Genomic DNA, 24,370 nt, shown 5'->3' on the forward strand with positions numbered 1-24,370 from the left:
GGAAAGGGAAATGAGGAAAGCCTTCATCATCATGTTCTGCCTTAGTTTTTTCGTATTGCTTCCCGCACATTCCTCTGCATCCGTTTCTGTCCCGTACAAGACAGAAACCTTGTCGGCTGACGGAGATATCATTGAAACACAAACCGCTTATGTTCCCCTTGGAATCTTTCAAAATGACATTGATATCGTTAGTCCGGAAGATTTGTTTATAGATGAGGATGATCACATCTTTGTTGCTGATTCGGGTACACAGACCGTTGTGAAATTCGATCAGCAGGGAAATGTGCAGCAAAGCTTTGGCGAAGGAATCCTTCAACAGCCGCTCAGTGTCTATGTCGATCATGAACAAGATGTCTATGTAGCCGACTACGCTCAGGAAATGGTGTATCGATTCAGTGAAGACGGTGACTTACTCGAGGAGTACGGGAGACCGGAATCCCCTCTCTTTGGAGCACGTTCCCCATATAAGCCGCAAAAGGTATCGGTTGACCGGCGCGGGAACATCTACATTGTAGGAGAAGGGTCAACGAACGGAATTATTCAACTCAACCAGGACGGTGCTTTCCTGGGGTTTTACGGGGTGAACCACTCACGTCAAACGGTTCTGAACTTCTTTCAGGACCTTGTAACAACCGAAAGGCAGAGGGAAAGACTTTTCAGCAGGGTGCCTCCTGCACCTACGAATATCTCCATTGATGAGCAGGGACTTGTTTATACAGTTACTTCTGGTACAGATTTTGAAGTCATCCGAAAGCTGAACATTGCCGGAGCCAATATGCTGCCGCCGGAAGTTTCAACAATTACTAATCTGAGAGATATAGACGTAGGCCCTATCGGTAATATCTACACAGTAGGCAACGACGGAAAAATATACGAATATGACCGGTATGGTAACCTCCTGTTTATGTTTGGCGGGAGAGACGACGGTACAAGCCGGAACGGATTATTTATGCAGCCGACAAGTATTGCAGTAGATAATGTAGGAAGGCTGTATGTGAGTGACCGAGAGCAGGGGGATATTCAGATTCTGGAGCCGACAGAATTCACTTCCATGCTGCATCAAGGTTTGGCCCTGTATGCAGAAGGGTTCTATGTGGAGAGTGAAGAGTACTGGAATGACATTTTAAAGCTGAACTCGTCATTCGGACTGGCACACTCGGCTATGGGAGAGGTTTACTTTAAGCAGCAGCATTATAATGAAGCTGTTGAGGAGTTCAGGCTTGCAGAAAACAGGGAAGGGTATTCTCTGGCATTTTGGGAGATCCGTCATGAATGGATGCAAAGCAACCTGGCTGCAGTATTTGCCCTTCTGCTGGCTGTATTTGGTGTAAAAATGGCAGTCAATTATGCAGATAAAAAGAGAAATATTCTCCAGCCGGTAAGAGAAAGCTGGACGAAGATAAAGGCCAGAAAGCTTGTAAGAGAGCTGCTCTTTTTGTTCAGGTTTCTCCGTCACCCGATCGACAGCTTTTATTATTTAAAAGAATACGAGAGAGTCTCTGTTTTATCAGCTACTATTCTCTATGCTGTGCTCTTTTTACAATACATGTTCATGCTTTACTGGACCGGGTTTATTTTCTCGGAGCAGAGAGTAACGGAACTCAACCTGTTTTTGGAAATGGGAACAGTGTTCCTTCCAATTTTTCTGTTTATTGTAACAAACTATCTGGTGAGTACGATTAATGATGGTGAGGGAAGGTTGAGAGATATTTATATTGGGACCATTTATTCTTTGGCCCCGGTCCTTGTCCTGCTTGTTCCAATTACCCTTATCTCAAATGTCCTAACCTATAATGAAGCATTTGTTTATACATTTTCGACTCAGATTATGATTGTCTGGTCCTTAGTCATCCTGTTTATGATGATCAGGGAAGTTCATGACTTTACGTTTTTCGGGACGATTAGAAATATTCTTGTGACACTGTTTGGCATGTTTATTATGATTCTGGTGTTCTTTGTCCTGTATATCCTGCTGGACCAGGTGCTTGAATTTATCATTACAATAACTCAGGAGGTGATTCATCGTGTATAAGAAATGGCTGGTCTTTTTACTCGTCATGATTCTTCCAGTCCCGGTCATTGCAACAGCTCTTTCCGATGATGAAGCCGACCCTGACACTGAATTGACTGAAATTCAAGCAGAGCTTGCAGAACAGTCATTCAAATACAGAAGCAACCAGTTCACTCAGCCTGAAGCCGGTGAAGGAGAAAGTGCCGAAGTGGATACATCTGCTGATGGGTTTGATCAAGTCGCTGAAAATGAAAATCTGTCCCTGTTTGTTAACGAAGAATCTCTTGCGTTAAAAATTATGGATAACCGTACGGGTTATATGTGGAACTCAGGTCTTGACAGTAACAAAGAGTACAACCTGAATGATACATGGATGAACATGGCTCAGTCAGCCATTACAATAGACTACCTCGATCAGAATGAGAATTCAAGTACAACAAACATCCTTTCAGATGAAGCGTCAATTGATATACAAAGCCAGGAGGACGGATTCACTGCTGAGGTTGACTTTAGTGAGATCGGGATTTCACTGGAATTGAGTGTTCGTCTAGGAGAAGATTCCATCGATGTTCATATACCGGAAAGCGGAATTACTGAAAGTGAAACAGGCAGGCTTGTTTCACTCAGGCTCTATCCATTCCTTGGGGCTGTCGAGGGAAATGATATCGACGGGTACATGTTTATTCCTGATGGAAGCGGTGCGCTTGTCAGGTTTAATGAAGGAAACAGAGGGGCGAGATCTTCATACCAGGCTTCGATTTATGGTGAAGATGAAGGGTTTAAACGTACGTACGAAGATACAGAAACAGAAACCAATCCAGTGCAAAACGTAACTCTTCCCGTTTACGGCATTGTTCACGAAGCAAATCAAAACGCTATCTTTACCATCATTGAAGAAGGAAAATACAACAGTGATATTATCGCCTATCCTTCAGGCGTCTCTACTGATTTTAACTGGATGACGACTCAGTACAATTACAGGTATCAGTATTATCAGCCAACGAGTCAGGCTATGAGTGGCTACAACACGTATCAGGAAGAAAAAAACACGTTTGATATTCATGAAAAAACGGTCTTTTTGATAGAGGAAGAAGCCGATTACGTAGGAATGGCCAATTATTACCAGGATTTTCTGGCAGATAAAGGTGATCTTTCGATAGCGGATCAGCAGGCAGACATCCGCCTTGAATTTTTAGGCGGAGAAGTGAAACGCGGTCTTTTATGGGATTCCGTTGTTCCAATGACAGAGGTCAGCGAACTGCCGGGGATGATCGAAAGTCTTAATCAGCAGAGCGTGGACAATATGCAAGTAGTCCTTCGTGGATGGTCCAAAGGCGGCCTGACCGGGTCTCTCCCCCGGAAGTTTCCGTTTGAAAGCAAAGTAGGGAGTGGTTCAGACTTCGAAGAGACCATTCAGCATTTTCAGGACCAGGGTCTTCCGTTGTACTTCCATACAGATTATACGAAAGCCTATGATGGGGCTTCAGGCTATGGTGGAAGGTCAGATGTGGCGAGGAAGGTAAATGCTGAAACCATGGGAGGATCCACATTTGACCGCGACTTCTACTTTTTAAGTCCAGCGGTTTCAAGAGAACACGCCCAACAGGATGCAGCCGATTTTGCAGATCACCAGATTTCACATCTGGCTGTAGGGACAAGCGCCGGTACACTTTTTTCTGATTTCAATACGAACCGGACTATGAATCGGGAAGGTATGGCCGTAGAATACGATGACATATTTGGAGAATTGGGCAGTAATCTCGATTCGCTTTCTTTCTACCAGCCTAATGATTATATGTGGTCGCATATGGACAGGTATCTTGATGTACCTATGTATTCGTCAAACTACAGCTTTGTGACTGATACAGTTCCATTTATCCAGATTGTCCTGAGAGGATACATTCCTTATTATGCTCCTTATTCAAACTTTTTCTATAACCAGGATGAAGAAGTGCTGAGAATGATTGAATACGGTGCCTATCCTTCCTTTTACTTAACAAAAGAGCCGTCTCATTTATTGAGGGATACACCTTCAAGAGACTTATATACTTCAGAATTTTCCGTTTGGGAAAGTGAGATTGTCAGACAGTATGAGCTTGTTCAGGAGAGTCTGGGACGTGTTGAAGGTGAGACAATTGTCAGCCGGGATGTCCATGATTACGGAGTAGTGGAAGTAACGTATTCAAACGGAATTTCCATCCTCGTCAATTATACAAGTGAAGCTTACACAGTAGACGGTCACGAAGTTGAAGCCACGGCATTTAAAGTTTTGGACAGAGGGGAGTAGCTTAAGATGAAGCTAACGATGAAGAGAAAAAACCAATTGATCGGCTACGCTTTTATATCACCATGGATCATCGGCTTTGTTCTGCTGACAGCCTTCCCTTTGCTCTATTCTTTGTTTTTGAGCTTTCAGGATGTAAGGGTAACAACGAGTGGCATTCAAACTGATTTTGTAGGTTTTAACAACTACGAGATTGCCTTTGGTGTAGATACTCTTTTTACACAGTACCTGCTGACGTTTATCCAGGAGCTGGTACTGTCTGTTCCGATAATTATTGTATTCTCGTTAATTATTGCTCTTTTACTGAACCAGCAAATCAGGTTTAAAGGTTTTTTCAGGACCATTTTTTTCCTGCCGGTTATCATTGCCAGCGGCCCTGTTATTAATGAGCTGATGGAGCAAGGGGTGACGTCGATTCCCTCCATTGAGCAGTATGCTCTTTTCCAGGCGATCATGACCAGCACAGACAGCTTTGTTAATACGTTCCTTATTTACCTGATGAATAATTTGATTGTCATTCTGTGGTTTTCGGGTGTACAGATCTTAATTTTTCTGGCTGCGTTGCAGAAAATCGATAAGCAGGTCTATGAAGCAGCCAAAATTGATGGTGCATCAAATTGGGAATGTTTTTGGAAAGTAACACTGCCGAGCCTGTTTCCGATGGTCGTGGTCAATACGATTTACACCATCGTGATGTTCTCCATCTTTGCGTTAAATCCGGTCATCGACCATATTCAAAGCAATATGTTTGATATCAGTACCGGGCTTGGCTACGCATCGGCACTATCGTGGATTTATTTCCTGATTATTGCTCTGGCACTAACAGTAAGCGTCGGTCTTATGACACTAAGGGGAAGTAAAAAATATGCATAAAAGGAGGGCTTGTATATGGAAGGGCGTCTATCAATTGAACAAAAGAAAAAGCTGAAGGCACGTGTGAATAAATCAAAGCGGTTTTTGTTCGGAATGCAGGGGAAGGAAGGCGTGCTGTTAAAAACGTTTGTCTATGTTTTACTGATTTGTATCGGTTTTGTCTACCTGTATCCTTTGATTTACATGGTCTCATTCAGTTTTAAATCACTGGAGGATCTGTTAAGTCCACTCGTAAACTGGATTCCCTCTCAGTTTTACTTTGATAATTATTTGCGGGCAACTAATGTCTTAAGCTTTCTGCCAACGTTAATGCAATCCTTTTATGTAACTGTACTGCCAGCTCTCGCGCAGACGGCCGTTGCCGGAGTAATCGGATATGGGTTTGCAAGGTTTGACTTTCCGTTAAAGCGGACGTTGTTTGTTCTGGTACTCGCCACATTTGTCGTTCCCCCTCAGGTAACGATGATTCCCAGATATGTATTCTTCAATGAGCTTGGACTCCTTGGTAATATTCAAGCCTTTCTGATCCCTGCAGTTCTCGGCCAAGGCTTAAACAGTGCCATCTTTATATTGATTTTTTATCAATTCTTTAAAATGATACCTAAATCTCTTGAGGAAGCTGCCCAGCTTGATGGGGCAGGTGTGGTACGCGTTTTCACAACAATTGCTATCCCGATGGCGGTTCCGGCAATTATTATTTCCTTCTTGTTTTCATTTGTCTGGTATTGGAATGAAACCTATCTGGCCTCTCTTTATTTTGGAAACCAGCTGTCAACGCTGCCCCTTGAACTTCAGAGGTTTGTAGCTACTTTTAATCAGCTCTATTCAGGAAACGATAGCGGAGCAAATTCCATAAACGAAGGTGTGAGAATGGCAGGAACGGTACTATCCATTTTACCTCTTCTTCTTGTATACTTCCTTACCCAGAAATGGTTCGTCGAAGGTGTGGATCGGTCGGGAATTACCGGAGAATAGCGGCCTTAAAAAACAGCAATCGCTTCATTTTTGCCAAATCGATTGCTGTTTTTTTCAAAATGGGATGAAACGTTTCAATCCGATCTGAAGTACAGCAGTCCTCCTGACCATTAAGCAGACAGGAGAGAAAGATAGAATCAGTTAATAGAAAGAGGAGGTAATGAAGGTGCAGGTGAAAATGGAAAACCAGAAGTTTGTTATTAATGGAGAGGACGTTTTCCTTTATGGAGGCGAATTGCATTACTTTCGTGTTCCTAAAGACGAATGGAAGGACAGGCTTATAAAAATTAAGGAATCCGGCTGCAACCTTGTGAGCACATATGTTCCATGGGTATGGCACGAACCACGGGAGGGAGAAGTCGACCTGACAGGCAGTACCAGAGGGGAGCGGGATCTGAAAGGCTTTCTTGCCCTGGTCAGGGAAATGGGGCTTTATTGTATCGTCCGCCCCGGGCCCTATGTAATGGCTGAAGTACGCTATCACGGAATTCCTGCCTGGCTCCTTGATAATTATCCTGAAGTCGTTGCAAAAAACCGTGAGGGAAAAGAACATCCCACACGTGTTGTGTCGTACAGGCATCCTGTGTTTTTAGAAAAAACGAAAAAATGGTATGAAGCGGTGAATGAAGTCATCGCTCCTCAGCAGATTGAGTATGGCGGACCTGTTATTATGTATCAACTATGCAATGAAATCGGGATGTTTCACTGGGTGACAAACACGTCAGACTTTAATGAAGAAGTGCTGAACAAGTTCACTGACTATCTGACAGGCCGGTACGGCTCGATCGAATCCTTTAACCAAAAATACAACATAAATGAAGATTCCTTCTCTGGTTTTGTATCCGTTTTCAAAGAGGGGCTTCCATCTGAATATCCGTCTTTCCATTTCGAGTGGAGTGAATTTCGAAGAGTTTACATCCGGGACTATGCAGGGGATTTAAGATCCTTTGCCAAAGACACGGGCATCACGGTTCCGTTCATTATTAATGTGCACGGCTTTAAAGATTATTCCATTTACAGCCGCGGCGTTGATTACCCGATCGGACTGTCACAGTTATATTTAACCTCTGAGTTTGATGATGTCGTTATTGCAGGAGACTTTTATCCAGGTCATATCGGATATGATAACTATCATGATCTCGTTCTGGCAACAACGTTTACGAGAGCCATTTCCCGGAAAAACCAGCCTGTCTTTTCTGCTGAGTTTCAGTCAGGCCGTTTAGCTGACAGACCCCGCCTTTACCCTCAGGACCTGGATTTAAACACACGTACGTGCGTCGCTCACGGGATGAATGCCTTGAACTATTACATGTTTGCTGGTGGTGAAAATTATGAAAATATCGGACTTTTCGGCAGACGGCATGAATGGCAGGCCCCGATTGATTCAAAAGGAAACCTGAGACCAAACTATGAGAAGGCCCGCCACTTAGGTGAGATGTTCCGCACAATAGGTTCAAGACTGCTGGATTCTACTAAGAAAGTGCACACGTATGCAGGATTTAATCCTGATGATTATATGACAGAAGTGGTGGATAAGCGAGATGAGGCATTCATTGGTGACATCGTTGGTAAACGTGAGCAGGCGTCATTTGATGGTGTGTTGAGACTTCTCACGGCTGCCAATATCCATTTTGAAGCGGTGAACCTCAAAGCAAAACTCAATCCAGTTAACATTCCTTCTCTCTGGGTTTTTTCAACGGCCATCATGAAAGAAGAACTTCAAAGGAACCTTAGTGAGTATGTAAAGGAAGGTGGAAAGCTTGTTCTTTACCCCGAGATTCCTTATAAGGATGAAAACGGAAATCTGTGCCGTCTTCTGGCAGATGAACTTGAACTCGGGACTTGGGAGGTAATAGGAGGGCGTCCGGATTATGCGGATGTAATGTCGATGGATGCGGTGAATATCAGGCAGCGGCTTCACTTCCAAAGCTTTGATGGGAAGCCTCTGGCTCGATTCAGCAGAACCGGGAACGAGGAAGTAGCAGCTTATGTAAAACAGTACGAAAAAGGTGAAGTTCTCGTCCTTGGACTGACGATGGGACATGATTATGCGTATCAGCTGGACGTCATAAAAGAGCTTGCTGAAACGCTGGGGATTAAGGGTCATCTTCATGCAGAGAACGAAAATATCTCTTTAGTGGAGCGGTCCAATGGGAGGGAATCATTCCTGTTTGTCAGCAATTATGATGAAGTGGAACAAGGAACGGTTATTTATGAAGAAGGCAGACCTGCTCTGGATGGAGAAGAAATTATTCTTCCACCAATGTCATCTGTGATGGTTATAAGAGATTATGAGATTGCAAAAGGGTTGTCAGTTGTTTTCTCAACATTAGAATGGACAAAACTTGAGCAAACAAAAGATCAAGTCACCATTTCGTTAAACCCGGTCGGAAGGGGCGGTATGGTAAAACTGAAAACAGACGGTCAATGGAATACAGAGCATAATGAAGCAACAGATGCGGATACAATCAAAATTACGTCTGTTGATAAACCAGTGACGATTGTTTTAAAGAAACAATCATTATGAACAGATAGATAGTACTGTATCGGTTACCAGTCAGCCAAGCACGGCCTGCAGAGCTGAACATTGAAAACCACTTTAGTTAATCATCCTGACAATTCGAGAGGTGAATGAATAATGATCGAGATTAAAAACAAACAAATTATCATTGATGGGAAACCGGAACTTCTTATGTGCGGCGAAATACATTATTTCCGCCTTGACCGGGAAGAGTGGCAGGATCGAATTGATAAGTTGAAAGCAGCTGGATGTAACGCAGTCGCAACTTACGTACCCTGGCTCTGTCATGAGCCAGAGGAAGGCCGTATCGATCTCGAAGGAAAAACACGGCCTGAACTTGATTTAACAGGGTTTATTGATCTCTGTGCTGAGAATGATCTTTACTTCTTTTTAAGACCTGGTCCCTTTATTATGGCTGAAATGAAAAACGAAGGCATTCCCCAGTGGGTGATTGATAAGCATCCTGAAATTGTTCCTCTTACTTGGAATGGCGGAAAGACCAGAGCGAAAACACTGGATTACACAGCTCCCGCTTTTTTACTGGAAACGAAGAAATGGTATGCTGCCGTTATGAAAGTGGCTGCACCACGGTTACATACCAATGGCGGTAACATTATAGCTGTTCAGCTTGACAATGAAATTGGCATGCTTTCCTGGGTGAGTAACAGTCCGGATTTGACAGACAACGTACTTCAGGATTTTTCAGGCTGGCTGAAAGAACGGTACACCCCTGAGGAGATACTGGTACGTTATCCTTTCGACCTGGACGATGAAGAAGAAAGAAAAGCAGGCATCCGTTCACCGGATGAATCTTACAGTGCCGAGCTTCATTTTGATCTTGGTTACTTTATGAGGTTCCGCTTTGCCCGTTATGTCGCTATCCTCAGAGAGTTTTCGGAGGAATTTGGTGTATCTGATATTCCATTTGTGGTAAACATCCACGGAACCGGCGGGGGAAGAGGCCTCATGTTCCCAATCGGCATCAGTCAGTTATATGAGTCTTACACCCAGGCTCCGGGCTACATCTCAGGATCGGATATCTACTTTGGTGACCTTACGATGGAAACGTTCCAGGATTTGTACCTTATAAACGGGTTTATGGATGCTGTTCACAATAAGGACCAGCCCCTTACATCTGTTGAGTTTAACTGTGGGGACGGAAACTTCGGGAACAACTTCAGCGGACGGATGGATCCTTCTGCTTCAGATTTTAAAACGAGAATGTGCATTGCTCAGGGTAACCGTCTTTTAAACTACTACCTCTTTACCGGAGGAAGAAACTACCGGATGGAAAAATCGTATAACGATGGAAATGACAGAATTGCCCACACCGGAGAACGTCATGGCTTTGCCGCACCGGTCAGCCCTGAAGGAGAATTGAATTACACGTTCCCGAGAATGGCCAGGTCCATTCAGACAATGATGGCCGTTTCCGATAAGGTTGCGGTTATGAATGAGGAGCGCGACGACGTTGCTTTTGCCTTTATTCCTGATTATTACATGACTGAATCGCGGTATGACAACAGTGATAAAATGGCTGCCATATACCAGAACATACAGGCAAACCGGGCAGCCGGGGCGTGGGAAAACATGGCCCGGGCTATGCTGATCTCTGGATACAGATTTGGTTCAGTGGATATTCAGAATAAATCCATCACACCTGGAGATACCCCTGTCCTGGCTTTGGCTTCAGCTCGTTATTTACATGCTTCAGTTCAGAAAAAAGTAGTGGACTACATTCAAAATGGTGGCGGACTGCTCCTTTATGGAGAGGTTCCGACTTATGATATGGAAGGAAACCCATGTACAATCCTCGCCGATGCAATTGGGATTCAATCAACCAAGAACACTAATGCAGACCACGAATATAAACTGTCGGTTTATGCCGATGGGTGGGCGAAGCCAAGACCGGAAATACGCCTGCATAAAGCACAGACAATGGATGTTAGAGATGCAGAGCCGTTGTTTAAAGTATATGGAACCGACGAGGTCTGCGGTTTTGAAAAAAGTACAGGAAAAGGAAGAGTCGTTATTGTTTCCTGTGCTTATACATGTGACCCTGACTTTTTCAAAAAAGCACTGGAGAAGCTTGGCGCACGTGTATCTTTATCCCACGACTGCAACTACCATGGATTATTCATGACCTCTACAGCACATGATGGGGAAAAATTTATTCATATTCTTAACCTGGACGGCTTTGATAAAGAGTTCCATGTTTATGAAAACGGAAATGCACTGTTTGGTGGGTATAAGCTTCAGCTTCAGAGTAAAGACGGCGTCATGCTTCCGGTAAATGTTGCTTTTGATGAGGTAACGATTGCCTATTCGACTGCGGAAGTGATGAAAGCCGGACCTGGTTCTTTTGAGTTCCGTCTGACCCAGTCTGAAGATCGGATTGCTTTTATTACGAAACGGGAGGTTGTCCCAAGTAAGGACTACCGAATCGAAAAAAAAGGGGACAAAACAATTGTGACTTCTAACAAGCACGCAAAAGTAGACGATAAGCTTACAATTTCCTTCTATTAATATCCTTGTCTTTTTGAGGAGTGTGCAGGAAGAGTAACGATACAGATGAAGGAAGGAGAAGGTATTAGGATGGAACTGACTCGCACTTTTCAGAAAGCCGGTTACAAGCTGCCTTACTTGCTTCATTTGCCGGATGATGTCCAAGAAACGGATGAAAAGCTCCCGCTCATCCTTTTTCTTCACGGGGCAGGAGAACGGGGGACGGATATTAACCCCGTCAGAACCCACGGCATCTTTCAAAACCTGGATATGGCTGAGGATTTCATCATCGTGGCTCCTCAATGCAGCGAACAATCTTACTGGGTGAAAGAGATCGATGGATTATCAGCACTTTTGGATGATCTGGAAGTAAAATATCCGGTTGATCCCGACCGCGTATATCTGACAGGACTGAGTATGGGAGGAATCGGAGCTTGGCACCTTGCTTTGGAAAACCCGGACCGATTTGCAGCGATTGTCCCGGTCTGCGGCGGGCTTTCCGTACCCGGCTTCAGAAGGGAACAATTAGGTCTAACGTTTGATTCAAATGAATTGTTCAGACGGTTGTCCGTTCTTACATCCACGTCTGTCTGGGCTTTTCACGGTGAAAAAGATGATGTTATACCAATGAATGAATCTGTCAATATGATTGCTTTTCTGCAAAAAGAAGGGGGGAAGGCAGCAATAACGGTCTACGAGAATGTTGGTCATGATTCCTGGGTGCAGGCGTACAGCAGCCCGGAGCTGTACAAGTGGCTGATCAGCAAGAAAAGGCACAACAAGTAGATTCAATGTTCAGCTGAAAATAATGATTGGGAAAGGGATGTTTCACAATATGGGACAAACCACTGATTTATACAAGGGTTTACCAGAGAATGTAAAGGCTTTTTTTGATAGGCAGTACGAAGATTCCTACAGGCTTCTGGATGCATCGCGTCATCCTCGTACAGGGTTGTATGCTGATGCCTATATGACTTTGGGTGACAATCCGGATCAACGGTGTTCGATAGCTGCTACAGGTGTGGGACTTATCGGACTCTGTTCCGCAGATTTGGAAGGATGGGATCCTGATGCACAAGAGAAGGCGGTCGTAACTTTGGAAGCATTGACGGGAAAGATTGATGGCTGCCGTCCGGCGAGAGAAGAGAATACAGGATTTTTTGCCCACTTTGTTGATATGGATACCGGGGCGAATCTAAACTCTGAAATGTCAACGATTGATACGTCTCTTGTGGTTGCAGGCGCCATGTTTGCAGGGGAACACTTTAAAGCTACTGCTCCGGAGATCAGTGAAATGGCAAATCAGCTGTTATCAGAAATTGACTGGAGCCAGGTGGTAGCTGACAAGGACAAAGGAATCATTAATATGGTCATCAAGGATGGAAAGGGGGCCCTCCCTCTAACTGCGTACAATGAATATGTCCTTACAGCCTGGCTTGCAAAGGTTGGCAACCCGGAAAATAAAGAAGTTCAGGAATTGTGGGAAAACACATTTTCTATAGACAAGATTACTGAGCTCCCGCAAATTCAATACCGGAATATCCAGGTTTTAACAGATGGGGAGGCAGAACATTTCTTATCTTCATTTGTCCATCAATTTCCGTTCTATTTAGTACCTGAATACGCAGAGAGTGACGTTTACCGCACATTCTATGAAAATGCCTGCATGGCAGACAGGTATAAATGGAAGGAATTAAATGATGTTCCTTCCTACGTATGGGGATATGGGGCAGGACCAAATGACGGTCTCCACGGAGGATATCATGCGGATAAAATTAATCAATCTCCGGGAAATGTTGCATCCGCTTACATTGTTGCTGGATTTCTCCCGGTTTACCCGGCAGGTATTCACGACCTGTACGCCTTGTATCGTCTCCAAATTCCTTATGATACCTATGTAAACAGAGGTGACGTAAAGGATGAAAACAAGTTCCGTGCTGCTTACCGGTACGGACTTCACAGGTATTCATGGTGGCACTTGGAACAGCCTGAACGCTGGTATCCCACAAAGGTTACGCTTATTGACTGGAGCTCGATGCTTTACGGCCTCACAGCTTTTAAACGGGGGATGTCTTTCTTTACTGACCGTCTGAAGAGAAGCAGCAGGAATGCCTGAGGCAGTGGTAGTTAACAAATAAAGATACCTTCGTATTGGAGGCGTAACGATGGAAGTAAAAGTGATGTCATTTAATTTGCGGGTGGATATTCCCCAGGACGGAAAAAACGCCTGGTCCTCGCGTGCACCCGTAGTACCGCACATCATCGGGAAACATCAGCCGGCAGTCATAGGTACCCAGGAAGGCCTAAAGAGAATGGTTGAGGATATAGCGGGGCAGCTGTCTGATTACAGCTGGATCGGACAAGGCAGACAGGGCGGGGAAAAGGACGAGTTCTGTGCTATCTTTTATAATCACCACACGCTTGAAGTGGCCGAATCAGGTCAATTCTGGCTGTCTGAGACTCCAAAAAAGCCAAACAGTGTCAGCTGGGAAAGCGACTACCCGAGGATATGTACCTGGGCCGTACTTCGTGTTAAAAGCAGCGGCTCGGTGTTTGCGGTATATAATACCCATCTCGACCATATCAGTCAGGAAGCCAGACAGAGAGGGATTCAGTTAATCGTTAAAAAGATAAATGAAGCAGCGGTTCAAAGGAACATTCCTTTTGTTTTGACTGGTGATTTTAACAGTAGGCCTGATAATCCGGTTATCCGGTTTTTACGGGGCGAGGAGCTTCTCTATGGTGAAACGGCGGAAATGGTTGATTGCTTTACCGAAATGGGAAGCGAACCCGGAACAACCCTACACAACTTTGAAGGGGGCAGCTCAGGTAAACCGATTGATTATATCTTCAGTGGTAAGAATGCAAGAGTGATAAAAACAGAAGTAGACAGGTCTTCAATTGATGGTATCTATCCTTCCGATCACTACCCTGTTATTTCGACAGTAGAATTATAGAAAGGAATGATCGTCTATGAAAATACTTTATATTGATATTGATGCGTTACGACCTGACCATCTTGGATGCTATGGATATCACCGGAACACGTCACCCAATATCGACAGTATTGCTGAGAGAGGCACGCGTTTTACGAATTACTATGCCTCTGACGTACCATGTGCCCCATCCAGAACAGCGATGTTCAGTTCACAATACGGAATTCATAATGGCGTGGTCAATCACGGAGGTCTGCAGGCTGATAAAAGACCGGTAGGACAGGGGCGTCCGTTTAATTTTCATCATACGGAGCATCAGGCTTGGGTGGATGTATTCCGGTCAAAGAAGCATCATACAGCCATTATCAGTCCCTTCCCGGACAGACATGGAGCCTGGCACGTACTGCAAGGATTCCTTGAAGTACAGGATACAGGAAAACACGCGGCTGAAACAGCTGATGATGTATCAAAAGAGGCTTTACGATGGATTAAAGACCGTGGAACAGAAAAGAATGACTGGTTCCTGTACTTAAATTTTTGGGACCCGCATACCCCATACCGGACCCCGGAAGAATTCGGAAATCCGTTCAAACACGATCCTGCCCCGGAATGGCTGACGGATGAAATGATTACTGAACACGGGGAAAGTTACGGACCATACAGTGCGAGGGACATCCCCCGGGTCAAGCAATGGGGTGATCTGCCGGATGAAATAAAAAGCCGGGAAGATTTTAAAAAATGGGTTGATGGCTACGATACCGCAATCCGTTATGTGGATGATCACGTTGGGAAGATCATCGAAACTCTTGAAGAACAGGGAATTCTTGAAGAGACCATCATTATCCTGTCATCTGATCACGGGGAAAATCAAGGTGAGCTGAATGTCTATGGTGATCACCAGACAGCAGACCATATCACCTGCCGGATTCCCTGTATAATAGCAGGTCCGGGAGTGCAGGAAGGCCACGTAGACGAGGATTTTCACTACCAGATTGACTTAGGCCCTACATTAGTAGAGTTATTGGGAGAGAAAAGGCGTAAAAAGTGGGATGGCGTCAGCTTTCTTCCGTCACTTACAGAAGGAAAGTCAGCTGGACGTCCCTATCTTGTCGTAAGTCAGTGTGCCTGGAGCTGCCAGAGAGGCGTACGGTTTGATAATTGGATGTTCATTCGAACCTACCATGACGGCTTAAAGGAATTCCCTGAGTACATGTTGTTTGACATTGAAAATGACCCACATGAAACAACAAACCTGGCAGAGGAAAAGCCGGAGGTTACAGGCAAAGGGCTGTATTTACTTGACCAATGGTATGCCCGTCAGATGGAAGTATCCGATTTACCGGTTGACCCGATGTGGAACGTCATACACGAAGGCGGCCCTTTCCATACAAGGGATGATATGACTCTTGAATCTTACCTAAAAAAGCTGCGTAAAGAAAACAGACTTGCGGCTGCAGACAGACTGGAACAACGTTATAAGCAGAAAGAAGTAAAGTAGAGAAATCCGTTTTTACTACCTTGACGTTGGCGGCGGACAGGTTGCCGCCAACCCTCTAGGATAACTATTTCAAGAATTATCAAAATAATATTGAAATCGTTTACAATGAAGCATATAATAAATGTATTGAAACGTTTCAATAAAGGTGTGGTCTTAACTACCGGAAAGACAAAACTCTTTTTTTGTTCTTTTATTGTAACGTTTCAATAAAGATACACATGTGAAAATACAGAGGAGGAAGCTAAGTGACTAAAAATAAAGTGGAAGCCATTCTTGAAGAAATGACTCGGGAAGAAAAAGTGGATCAGCTAATGCAGTTAGCGACCTTATTTTATGAAGGCTCCAGACAAAAGGGGAAAATCACAGGTCCGATGGAAGAGATGGGCATTGAATTGAATACCGTTCATAACAGTGGCTCAGTTCTGGGTGGCGCTGGTGCTGAAGAAGTAAAAAGTATTCAAAAAGCACACTTGGAAAAGAACCGGCTCGGCATTCCTCTGTTAATGATGGCAGATATTATTCATGGATTTAAGACAATTTTTCCCGTTCCGTTAGCGATTGGCTGTTCATGGGATACAGATCTTGCCGAAATGAGTGCAGAAATTGCTGCAAAAGAGGCATCTGTCTCAGGAGTACATGTAACCTTTGCTCCGATGGTTGATTTGGTTCGTGACCCAAGGTGGGGGCGGGTAATGGAGTCAACTGGTGAAGACTCCTTTTTAAATGCATCATTTGCAAAGGCTTTTGTCAGAGGATTTCAAGGGGAGAACCTGGAAACGGACATGGACCGGGTGGCAGCTTGTGTAAAACATTTTGCTGCTTACGGTGCCCCGGCAGGCGGACGGGATTATAATACTGTTGACATGTCAGAAAGGGAGCTTCGCGAATCCTTTCTGCCTGCTTACAAGGCGGCTTTGGATGAAGGCTGCGAAATGGTCATGACCGCTTTTAATACAGTTGACAGCATTCCGGCATCAGCAAACAAAAAATTAATGAGACATTTGCTCCGTGATGAATGGGGATTTGACGGAGTCATCATTTCCGACTGGGGCGCAGTGAAAGAAACGATTGCTCATGGAGTGGCAGCTGATGAAGCAGAAGCGGCGCAAAAAGCGATCGAAGCCGGTGTCGACATTGAGATGATGACAACCTGTTATGTAAAACATCTGAAACGTCTTGTGGAAGAAGGAAAGGTGGATGAGCACCTTCTAGACGATTCCGTTCTCCGCATTCTGAAACTGAAAGAAAAGCTCGGTCTGTTTGAAAACCCTTACCGTGGAGCAGATGAAGAGAAGGAAAAAGAACTGATACTTTGTGAGAGCCATCGCCAAAGTGCACGTGAACTTGCGGTGAAATCGTGTGTATTGCTTAAAAATGAAAGCGTATTGCCGTTACATAAAGAGCAGAAGGTGGCGTTAATCGGACCTTTTGCAGAAAGCGGAGATCTACTCGGGCCCTGGTCATGGCAGGGATCGAAAGAGGACGCAGTGAAGCTGTCTGATGGATTCAAAACAAAAACAAAAGGTGAGAACCTGTTTATTTCCCGTGGCTGTGATATCGTAACGGCTCTTGAAGGAGAATTTGAAGAGGCAGTAGAGACAGCCCGAAAAGCTGACGTCATTGTACTTGCACTGGGAGAACATTCAAAAATGAGCGGCGAGGCAAAGTGCCGGGCAGATATCCGTCTGCCTGAAGTACAGCTTGAATTGATTAAAAAGCTGAAGGAACTCGGCAAACCCGTCTCGGTGATTTTGTTTAACGGACGCCCTCTTGACCTGCACGGTGTCATTGATGAAGCTGATGCCGTTCTTGAAGCATGGTATCCGGGAACAGAAGGGGGACATGCCATTGCGGATCTCGTTTATGGTGATAAAAACCCTTCAGGTAAATTATCCATGTCATTTCCGTATTCCGTAGGGCAGGTGCCGGTTTATTACAATGCCTATAATACCGGACGCCCTAAACTGGAGCCTGTTACGGAATATGTGTCCAAGTATCTTGATATTCCAAATGAGCCTCTTTTGCCGTTTGGTTTTGGCCTGAGCTACACAACTTTTTCCTATAATGAGCCTCAGATTTCTGCTGACGCATTCAATAGTCAGGAAACGCTGTCTGCATCCGTAACAGTGACCAATACAGGGGATGTTCCCGGTGAGGAAGTTGTCCAGTTTTACGTAAGGGATGTAACAGGAGAAGTGGTAAGGCCGTTAAAGGAATTAAAAGGATTTAAGAAGATGTATTTAGAGCCGGGACAATCAGAGAAAGTCAGCTTTACGGTTTCGGAAGAAATGCTCAGGTATCATCATTCGGACTTAACATTTAAAAGTGATCCGGGAGAATTTGTGGCATTTATAGGCCCTGACAGTAATACTGGTGAACCGCTGAACTTTTCTTTGACGTCTTCCTTCCAGCGTGTTTGATAATGTGGAGAAGTGTCAGGTGAGGAAAGTCAGGATAGATTCATACGCATTGTCTTAATTAAGACGAATGACAGCAGTGAAATATAACGAAAAGAGGTTGCATATATGAATGAAGTAGCAATGCAAGCGCCGTTTTCCATAAAAAATGGAGATTCTGAATTCAGATTCTTATCAAGCGGCGATATACTTGAAGCGAAATTTAAAAACATCATGATAAACCAGTGGGTGGCAAACCCTGTTGATGGAAGTTTGAATAACCTGTATCTGCGGATCCATCATGAAGAAGAAATCAGTTCCTTCCCGTTACTCGGTATTCAATCTGACAGTGAGGTTTATTATTCACAGACAAAGGTTGTCTGGAAGGGGACAGCAGAAGGTGTTTCTTACGAAGTGACCTTCCACCTTTCTGAGGAGAATATTTGGTTTTGGGACATTTTGATCAATGGAAATGGTGAAACGGTAGATGTGATTTACGGCCAGGATCTCGGACTTGGAAGCAAAGGCTTTGTAAGAAATAATGAAGCCTACGTTGCTCAATATATTGACCATTCCGTATTTGAGGATGAGGATTTCGGATACGTAGTCTGTTCCCGTCAAAATCAGCCTCAGCCCGGAGGTTACCCATATATACAGCAAGGATCACTCACGGGAAGCAGAGGATATTCAACAGACGGTTTTCAATTTTTTGGAACCTCCTATAAGGAATCCAACCGCCCGGAAGCACTTACCGAGAAGAGTTTGCCAAATGATATCTATCAATATGAGTTTGCTTATACAGGACTTCAAACAGGGCAGGTAGTGTTAAAAAAACAAGAGCGTCTCGTATTTTATGGTTTTGTCAGCGAAAATCAAGAAGAAGCGCTGACTGAGCTAAAAGGCAAGGTAAACGTGCTTGAGGCTTGGGAGGAAGTGCAGGCCGAGGAAAAAAGTGATGTTGAAAAAGTTGATAAAGTCAGGAGATCTTCTGAAATAGGTGATCCGCTTTTGGGTTCTGCTATGACAAAAGAAGAGATTGATGCCTATTTTCCTGAACGCCACCAGGAGGAGTGGGATGGAAATACGTTATTATCGTTCTTTACCGACACTTACGAGCATGTGGTTTTGAAGGAAAAAGAGCTCGTTACCGAACGTCCTCACGGTCATATTTTAATGAGCGGGCAAAATGATAAACTTACTGATCAAACACTGTCAACTACATCATTTATGTACGGGATATTCAATTCTCAGCTGGTAGTGGGCAATACATCATTTAATAAAATGCTCACAAATGCCAGAAACGCTTTGAATGTGATGAAAACCTCCGGTCAGCGTATTTATATAGAAAATGGGGGCAGCTATCGCCTTTTAACACTCCCATCTCTTTATGAAATCGGATTTAACTATACACGATGGTACTACAAACTGGACGATGACGTTGTGATCATTACAAACTTTACAACTGTCGATGATCAGGATGTACAGCTTAATTTCCGCTCAGAAAACGGGAAATCCTACAGGTGTCTTATTACCAATCAAGTGGCATTGAACAATCACGAAATGGACGTCGCCTATTCTGTAAAGACAGATGGTGAGAAGTTATCATTCTTCGCAGATCCGTCATCTGACAGTGCTCAGGTTTACCCAAAGTTGAACTATCAGCTTAAAGTAGAAGGTGTATCCTATGATATCCATAATGAAAGCAAGCTTGTTTCCGGTGTGGAACCTGGCTCTGCTTCCCTTATCGTTTTAGAATTTACTCCTTCAGACAAGTGGACGATGCTTGTTAAAGGATCCCTGGATGGTGAACACGCCCCGTTTTTAAATAAAGAAGAAAAAACAGAAGTAACTCGTTACCGTGATTACCTGAGAAAAGTAATGAATGGCTTTAAATTATCGAATGGTAATCATGAAACAAAGGAATTGACTAAAGTCAATACACTGGCTTGGTGGTACACCCACAATATGCTTGTCCATTTCTCCGCCCCCCACGGACTTGAGCAGTATGGCGGGGCAGCATGGGGAACACGGGACGTTTGCCAGGGTCCGGCAGAATTCTTTATGGCCACCCAAAACTATGATTCTGTGAAACAGATTATTAAAAAAGTCTATACACATCAATTTGACGATGACGGCAATTGGCCGCAGTGGTTTATGTTCGATAAGTATTCACAAATTCAGTCCGGTGAAAGCCACGGTGATATCATAGTCTGGCCGCTGAAAGTACTTGGAGACTATCTTTCTGTAACAAGTGATTACAGCATTCTGCAGGAGCAGGTTCCATATACAAGGCGCTGCGACTTTACTCTGACTGAAGAAACAGTTTCACTCCATGAACATGTAAAGAAACAGATTAACTACATTAAAGAACATTTCCTCCATGATACTCATCTGTCTTCCTATGGTGATGGGGACTGGGATGATACGCTTCAGCCTGCCAATGCCCGCTTAAAACAGTACATGGTCAGCAGCTGGACAGTGTCATTGACCTATCAGGTTCTTAAGCAGTTTTCATCAGCTTTGGAAAATGTATCGAAAAGTGATGCCAGTGAATTATCACAATTGGTCAATGGTATTGAGAGGGATTTTAATCGTTATATGCTCAATACAGATGTGATCCCTGGATTTGTTTATATGGAGGACCAGGAAAAGCCGGAATTAATGGTCCACCCAGAGGACAAAAAAACGGGGATTAAATACAGACTGCTGCCGATGACAAGAAGTATGATAAGTGAACTTCTTTCAAAAGAACAAGCAGAATCCCATTTTAAGATCATTAAAGAAAATCTGTATTGTCCTGATGGTGTTCGTCTGATGAATAAACCTGCAAATTACTCCGGGGGAGTAAGCAGACACTTTAAGAGAGCAGAACAGGCTGCGAACTTTGGAAGAGAAATAGGTCTGCAATATGTTCATGCTCACATTCGGTTTATAGAAGCAATGGCAAAGCTGGGGAAAAATGATGAAGTGTGGCGCGGACTTGAGGTTATTAATCCGGTTCAAATTCAAAAAGCTGTACCGAATGCAAAGCGGCGTCAAAGTAATGCTTATTTCAGCAGTTCGGATGGAGATTTTAAGACTCGCTATGAAGCAGAAGAGAGGTTCAGTGAACTCCGTGATGGAGATGTTCAGGTTAAAGGCGGGTGGCGTATATACTCCAGCGGCCCCGGCATTTACATGAATCAATTAATCTCCAACTGTTTAGGAGTGCGTGTTGAATCAGGTGATTTGATCATTGACCCGGTATTGCCGGCACACCTTGATGGATTGAGGTTTGACTACACATTTAAAGAACTGCCGGTTACCTTTATTTATCATATAAATAAAGGAACAGAAGAAGTATTCATTAATGGAGAAGCAACAAGTACAGAGGGTTTATCAAACCGTTACCGGACAGGTGGGTTCAAGGTTGATAAAACATTGCTGGATAAGTGTCTGACAGATGGACAAAATAGTATAGATGTTTATGTTAACGTAAAATAGCAAGGGGCCATCAAACATACAATAGTTTGATGGCCTCTCTGTTTTTGTAGAATCTTTTTAAACGGTGTGAGCCTATACTTAATAGAACAGATGAACGGGTTATATGCCTTCTAACATTTCACCACATTCGACTTTTCTTTTGTTTGAAAACCTTTATTTACCTTTTTCCCTTGTTCTATAGCTCCACACCAAAAAGGAGTCTGTAAGATGAGAAAACATAAGCGCAAATTTGTAGATAAGAAAGACGTGGAAGTCGGGGACGGAGTGTGGGCTGTTTAAGCATATTGTTTCTATTTGGAAATATCGCTTTTTGGGTCCAGGCAAACTAAGGTTTAATGATAGGTAACCTTCTTATTAACACAATTTAGGTTTGAGGCCTTTATTTATTGGCTGTGTAAAATATCATTTTTGATTTAGAAAGAAATGTTGATTGCAGCGAATGCGCGACACTCCTGCGGGAGCAGCGAGCGGTCACACCACGAATAAGCTGCGAGTTGCTTCGACATACGTATCTGCGTAGCGTTACTAGTAGAGGAAGAAGCAGGCATAAACCTCTTGGTGGCTCACCGGCGCCCCCGCGGAAAGAGAGTGCAATGAGCGGAAATCAACATCCGAGTTTCACAGAGCATATTTACAAAGAGCAAATCATAGAAAACCCATTCCTGTTCTAAAAAGGAATGGGTTTTCTTAATGAAAGAAATTTTACCAGAAGCATTATAACACCATGTTAATCCGTTCTAGTTCAACACTCCCCATGTCTTTGGTCCGACGATGCCGTCCTGGGTCAGGCCTTTTTTACGCTGGAAGCTGATGACGGCGCTGCGTGTCTGGGGCCCGAATACACCGTCAACAGAGATGCTGTAGCCTTGCTGTCTGAGCTTGGTCTGCAGGTTAGTGACAGCGGATCCACGGCTCCCTTGTCTGACTGTAGCCTGGCTCGTAGCAGGGGCTGTGGTGGACGTTGTTTTTTTGGGTGCTGTTGAATTGGATGGAGCGGTCGCTTTGGCGTTTTTCAAGGCGTTCCATGTCTGGGATCCCACTACACCGTTAGAGGTGATTTTATTGTCTTTCTGGAACTTTTTAACGGCAGACTCTGTGAGAGGTCCGAATATCCCGTCTACTCCTTTTGTGTCGTAGCCTTTTTGTGTAAGCTGTCTTTGAAGGTCGGTTACTGCGGCACCTCGGCTTCCCCGCTGGAGAGTAGGAGTGGAACTGTTCACAGGAACGGAGACATTTTTGCCGTCAAGGTTGTAGCCGTTTGCTTTTGCAATCGTATTGAAAGAGCTGCTGGATGAGACGATAACAACCGGTGTATTGACTTTCACTTTGTCATAAAGCCACTTTACTTCTTCGTTGTGCATGCGAATACAGCCGGCGCTTGCATAGGTGCCGATTGAAGAAGGGTTATTGTTTCCGTGGATCGCATAGGTCGTTCCCCATGTTCCATTGGCATTTAAGCCGATCCACCGGTTGCCGAGAGGATTTCTTGGGTCACCGCCTGGAATATTGCCGGTATAATAAGGGCGGTTGGTAATTTTATTAACAACCTTAAATGTTCCTTCAGGTGTCATGCTGGCTGATCTTCCCGTTGCCACACTGAACGTTTTGACGTGTTTGTTGTTTTCATAGAATGCGAGCTGATTGTTCGACTTGTTAATAATAATTAATTGGTCGGCACTACTGGAAGCGGAAGCTGATGGCACTTGCCATGCCAGAAAAACCAGCCCGACCAGTATGTAGCACAGAAGCAGTTTCCTCATGATGACATTCCCCCATAATTTGAAAATTAATAAACTATATGAGGGGCTGGTTGTCCGCTTTCCAGAATTTGAAATAAAAGAATATTCTAAAAATACCAGGCATGAGGTTCATGCCTGGTAAGTTTGGTTATGCCGAAGTATCTGATGATTTTTTTATGATGAAGAGGTAAATTGCGCCGGCTCCGATAACAAGGGGAACAATGACCGGTGAGAGACCGATAAGAAACACAATCAGGCCGGAAAAGATGGAAATGATCACATTGACGGTATCCATAAACAGACTCTGCGCCCGCTCGAATGTATTCAGTGTTTCACGGTCCTGAATGGAAGGGACGGCCCGTTCCTGAATGTGAATGTACACGGAAGAAAGTGCCACGTGGTTTTCCAGGTAGTTGATCCGTCCCTGCAGGTGTTCAATTTCAGCCTGGACCTCAGACAGGTCTCTCGAGATTTCAAGAAGATCCTCTGTGTTTTCCGCCCCATCCAGAAAGGAAAGGAGGCGTTCTTCAAGAATTTCCTGAGAGCGAAGACGTGATTCGAGGTCCACGAACTCTTCTGTGACGTCATTTCCGTTTGACGTTTTTTCCAGCACACGTGTACTTGAAGATTCGATGTTGTTCATAAACGGAAAGAAATGTTCCTGGGGAATGCGGATCGTCATGTTTCCTGAGCGGTCATCCGTCGTTCCCCGCTGATGAACGGAAGACTGAACCACAAATCCCCCGAGGCTTTCTGCTTCCTCCTGGATGGCTGCCTGGGCAGTGTCGAAGTTGCTTACTTCAATGGAAAGGTCCCCGTTGTAAATAATCATCTGAGATGATTCGCTGTTCTGGGCGGTTTCCATCTCTTCCATGTCCATTTCTTCAGCACCATCATAGCCGGCTTCACCTGAGAATCCTGCACTGTCATCCTGAGCCGCCATATCTGACTCAGTGTAGCTGTCCATGCTTTCATCCTGAGCCCTGTTGCTGCACGCGGTAAAGAGGAGAAGAAGTGCGCCTAGCAGTACCACAATTTTTCTATTCATTTTTTGACCCCCTATGGTCTTTTACCTATGAGACGAGGAGGGTTGGAAAAAGTTACAAGCTTTTAAGGCCGCAGGTGAAAGTGATTTTCGGATTTGTGTTA

At 44.2% G+C, this 24,370-nt stretch carries 14 protein-coding genes; 12 read left to right on the top strand and 2 right to left on the bottom strand.

Annotation, left to right across the window (positions count from 1 at the left end; all coding sequences use genetic code 11):
* Positions 1–10 precede the first annotated feature (10 nt).
* From JSY36_RS19450 to JSY36_RS19505, 12 genes are all read left to right on the top strand, one after another.
* Positions 11–2,032, top strand: coding sequence for a YIP1 family protein (locus JSY36_RS19450; RefSeq protein ID WP_205167637.1), 2,022 nt, complete (start codon positions 11–13; stop codon positions 2,030–2,032).
* The gene (locus JSY36_RS19455) at positions 2,025–4,298 is read left to right on the top strand and encodes a DUF5696 domain-containing protein (protein ID WP_205167638.1); all 2,274 of its coding nucleotides are present in this window, start codon (positions 2,025–2,027) and stop codon (positions 4,296–4,298) included. The genes JSY36_RS19450 and JSY36_RS19455 overlap by 8 nt, the downstream gene beginning before the upstream one ends.
* Positions 4,299–4,304: 6 nt before the next feature.
* Positions 4,305–5,168 (top strand): carbohydrate ABC transporter permease, encoded by an 864-nt coding sequence (locus JSY36_RS19460; RefSeq protein ID WP_205167639.1) that lies wholly within the window; start codon positions 4,305–4,307, stop codon positions 5,166–5,168.
* 15 nt (positions 5,169–5,183) lie between these two features.
* Complete coding sequence (locus tag JSY36_RS19465) at positions 5,184–6,143, top strand: carbohydrate ABC transporter permease (protein WP_205167640.1); 960 nt, start codon at positions 5,184–5,186, stop codon at positions 6,141–6,143.
* A 166-nt stretch (positions 6,144–6,309) separates the two neighbouring features.
* Positions 6,310–8,670, top strand: a complete 2,361-nt coding sequence (locus JSY36_RS19470; RefSeq protein WP_205167641.1) for a beta-galactosidase — start codon at positions 6,310–6,312, stop codon at positions 8,668–8,670.
* A 111-nt stretch (positions 8,671–8,781) separates the two neighbouring features.
* Positions 8,782–11,190, top strand: a complete 2,409-nt coding sequence (locus JSY36_RS19475) for a beta-galactosidase (RefSeq protein WP_205167642.1) — start codon at positions 8,782–8,784, stop codon at positions 11,188–11,190.
* A gap of 69 nt (positions 11,191–11,259) precedes the next feature.
* Positions 11,260–11,955: a carboxylesterase family protein gene (locus JSY36_RS19480; protein WP_205167643.1), complete on the top strand. Its 696-nt coding sequence runs from the start codon at positions 11,260–11,262 to the stop codon at positions 11,953–11,955.
* Between the two features lie 49 nt (positions 11,956–12,004).
* Positions 12,005–13,285, top strand: a complete 1,281-nt coding sequence (locus JSY36_RS19485; protein ID WP_205167644.1) for a hypothetical protein — start codon at positions 12,005–12,007, stop codon at positions 13,283–13,285.
* Positions 13,286–13,334: 49 nt separating this feature from the next.
* Positions 13,335–14,126 (top strand): endonuclease/exonuclease/phosphatase family protein, encoded by a 792-nt coding sequence (locus JSY36_RS19490; protein WP_205167645.1) that lies wholly within the window; start codon positions 13,335–13,337, stop codon positions 14,124–14,126.
* A gap of 16 nt (positions 14,127–14,142) precedes the next feature.
* A complete protein-coding gene (locus tag JSY36_RS19495; protein WP_205167646.1) occupies positions 14,143–15,603 on the top strand; it encodes a sulfatase family protein in 1,461 nt (486 codons plus the stop codon).
* A 245-nt stretch (positions 15,604–15,848) separates the two neighbouring features.
* Entirely contained in the window at positions 15,849–18,023 is a 2,175-nt protein-coding gene (locus tag JSY36_RS19500; protein ID WP_336511549.1) for a glycoside hydrolase family 3 N-terminal domain-containing protein, read from the top strand.
* Positions 18,024–18,128: 105 nt separating this feature from the next.
* The gene (locus JSY36_RS19505; RefSeq protein WP_205167647.1) at positions 18,129–21,482 is read left to right on the top strand and encodes a GH36-type glycosyl hydrolase domain-containing protein; all 3,354 of its coding nucleotides are present in this window, start codon (positions 18,129–18,131) and stop codon (positions 21,480–21,482) included.
* A gap of 737 nt (positions 21,483–22,219) precedes the next feature.
* Here the strand turns inward: JSY36_RS19505 and JSY36_RS19510 are convergent.
* Positions 22,220–23,242 carry a L,D-transpeptidase family protein gene (locus tag JSY36_RS19510; protein WP_205167648.1) on the bottom strand — a complete coding sequence of 341 codons (1,023 nt, stop codon included), beginning with the start codon at positions 23,240–23,242 and terminating at the stop codon, positions 22,220–22,222.
* A gap of 127 nt (positions 23,243–23,369) precedes the next feature.
* Positions 23,370–24,269 (bottom strand): DUF4349 domain-containing protein, encoded by a 900-nt coding sequence (locus tag JSY36_RS19515; protein ID WP_205167649.1) that lies wholly within the window; start codon positions 24,267–24,269, stop codon positions 23,370–23,372.
* Between the last annotated feature and the right edge of the window lie 101 nt (positions 24,270–24,370).

Source organism: Alteribacter salitolerans, assembly GCF_016901055.1.
GTDB lineage: Bacteria > Bacillota > Bacilli > Bacillales > Salisediminibacteriaceae > Alteribacter > Alteribacter keqinensis.

Coding starts and splice junctions, on each gene's coding strand:
- JSY36_RS19485 (WP_205167644.1), top strand. CDS start 12,005: ATGGGACAAACCACTGATTTATACAAGGGTTTACCAGAGAATGTAAAG.
- JSY36_RS19465 (WP_205167640.1), top strand. CDS start 5,184: ATGGAAGGGCGTCTATCAATTGAACAAAAGAAAAAGCTGAAGGCACGT.
- JSY36_RS19480 (WP_205167643.1), top strand. CDS start 11,260: ATGGAACTGACTCGCACTTTTCAGAAAGCCGGTTACAAGCTGCCTTAC.
- JSY36_RS19490 (WP_205167645.1), top strand. CDS start 13,335: ATGGAAGTAAAAGTGATGTCATTTAATTTGCGGGTGGATATTCCCCAG.
- JSY36_RS19460 (WP_205167639.1), top strand. CDS start 4,305: ATGAAGCTAACGATGAAGAGAAAAAACCAATTGATCGGCTACGCTTTT.
- JSY36_RS19450 (WP_205167637.1), top strand. CDS start 11: ATGAGGAAAGCCTTCATCATCATGTTCTGCCTTAGTTTTTTCGTATTG.
- JSY36_RS19510 (WP_205167648.1), bottom strand. CDS start 23,242: ATGAGGAAACTGCTTCTGTGCTACATACTGGTCGGGCTGGTTTTTCTG.
- JSY36_RS19475 (WP_205167642.1), top strand. CDS start 8,782: ATGATCGAGATTAAAAACAAACAAATTATCATTGATGGGAAACCGGAA.
- JSY36_RS19505 (WP_205167647.1), top strand. CDS start 18,129: ATGAATGAAGTAGCAATGCAAGCGCCGTTTTCCATAAAAAATGGAGAT.
- JSY36_RS19495 (WP_205167646.1), top strand. CDS start 14,143: ATGAAAATACTTTATATTGATATTGATGCGTTACGACCTGACCATCTT.
- JSY36_RS19515 (WP_205167649.1), bottom strand. CDS start 24,269: ATGAATAGAAAAATTGTGGTACTGCTAGGCGCACTTCTTCTCCTCTTT.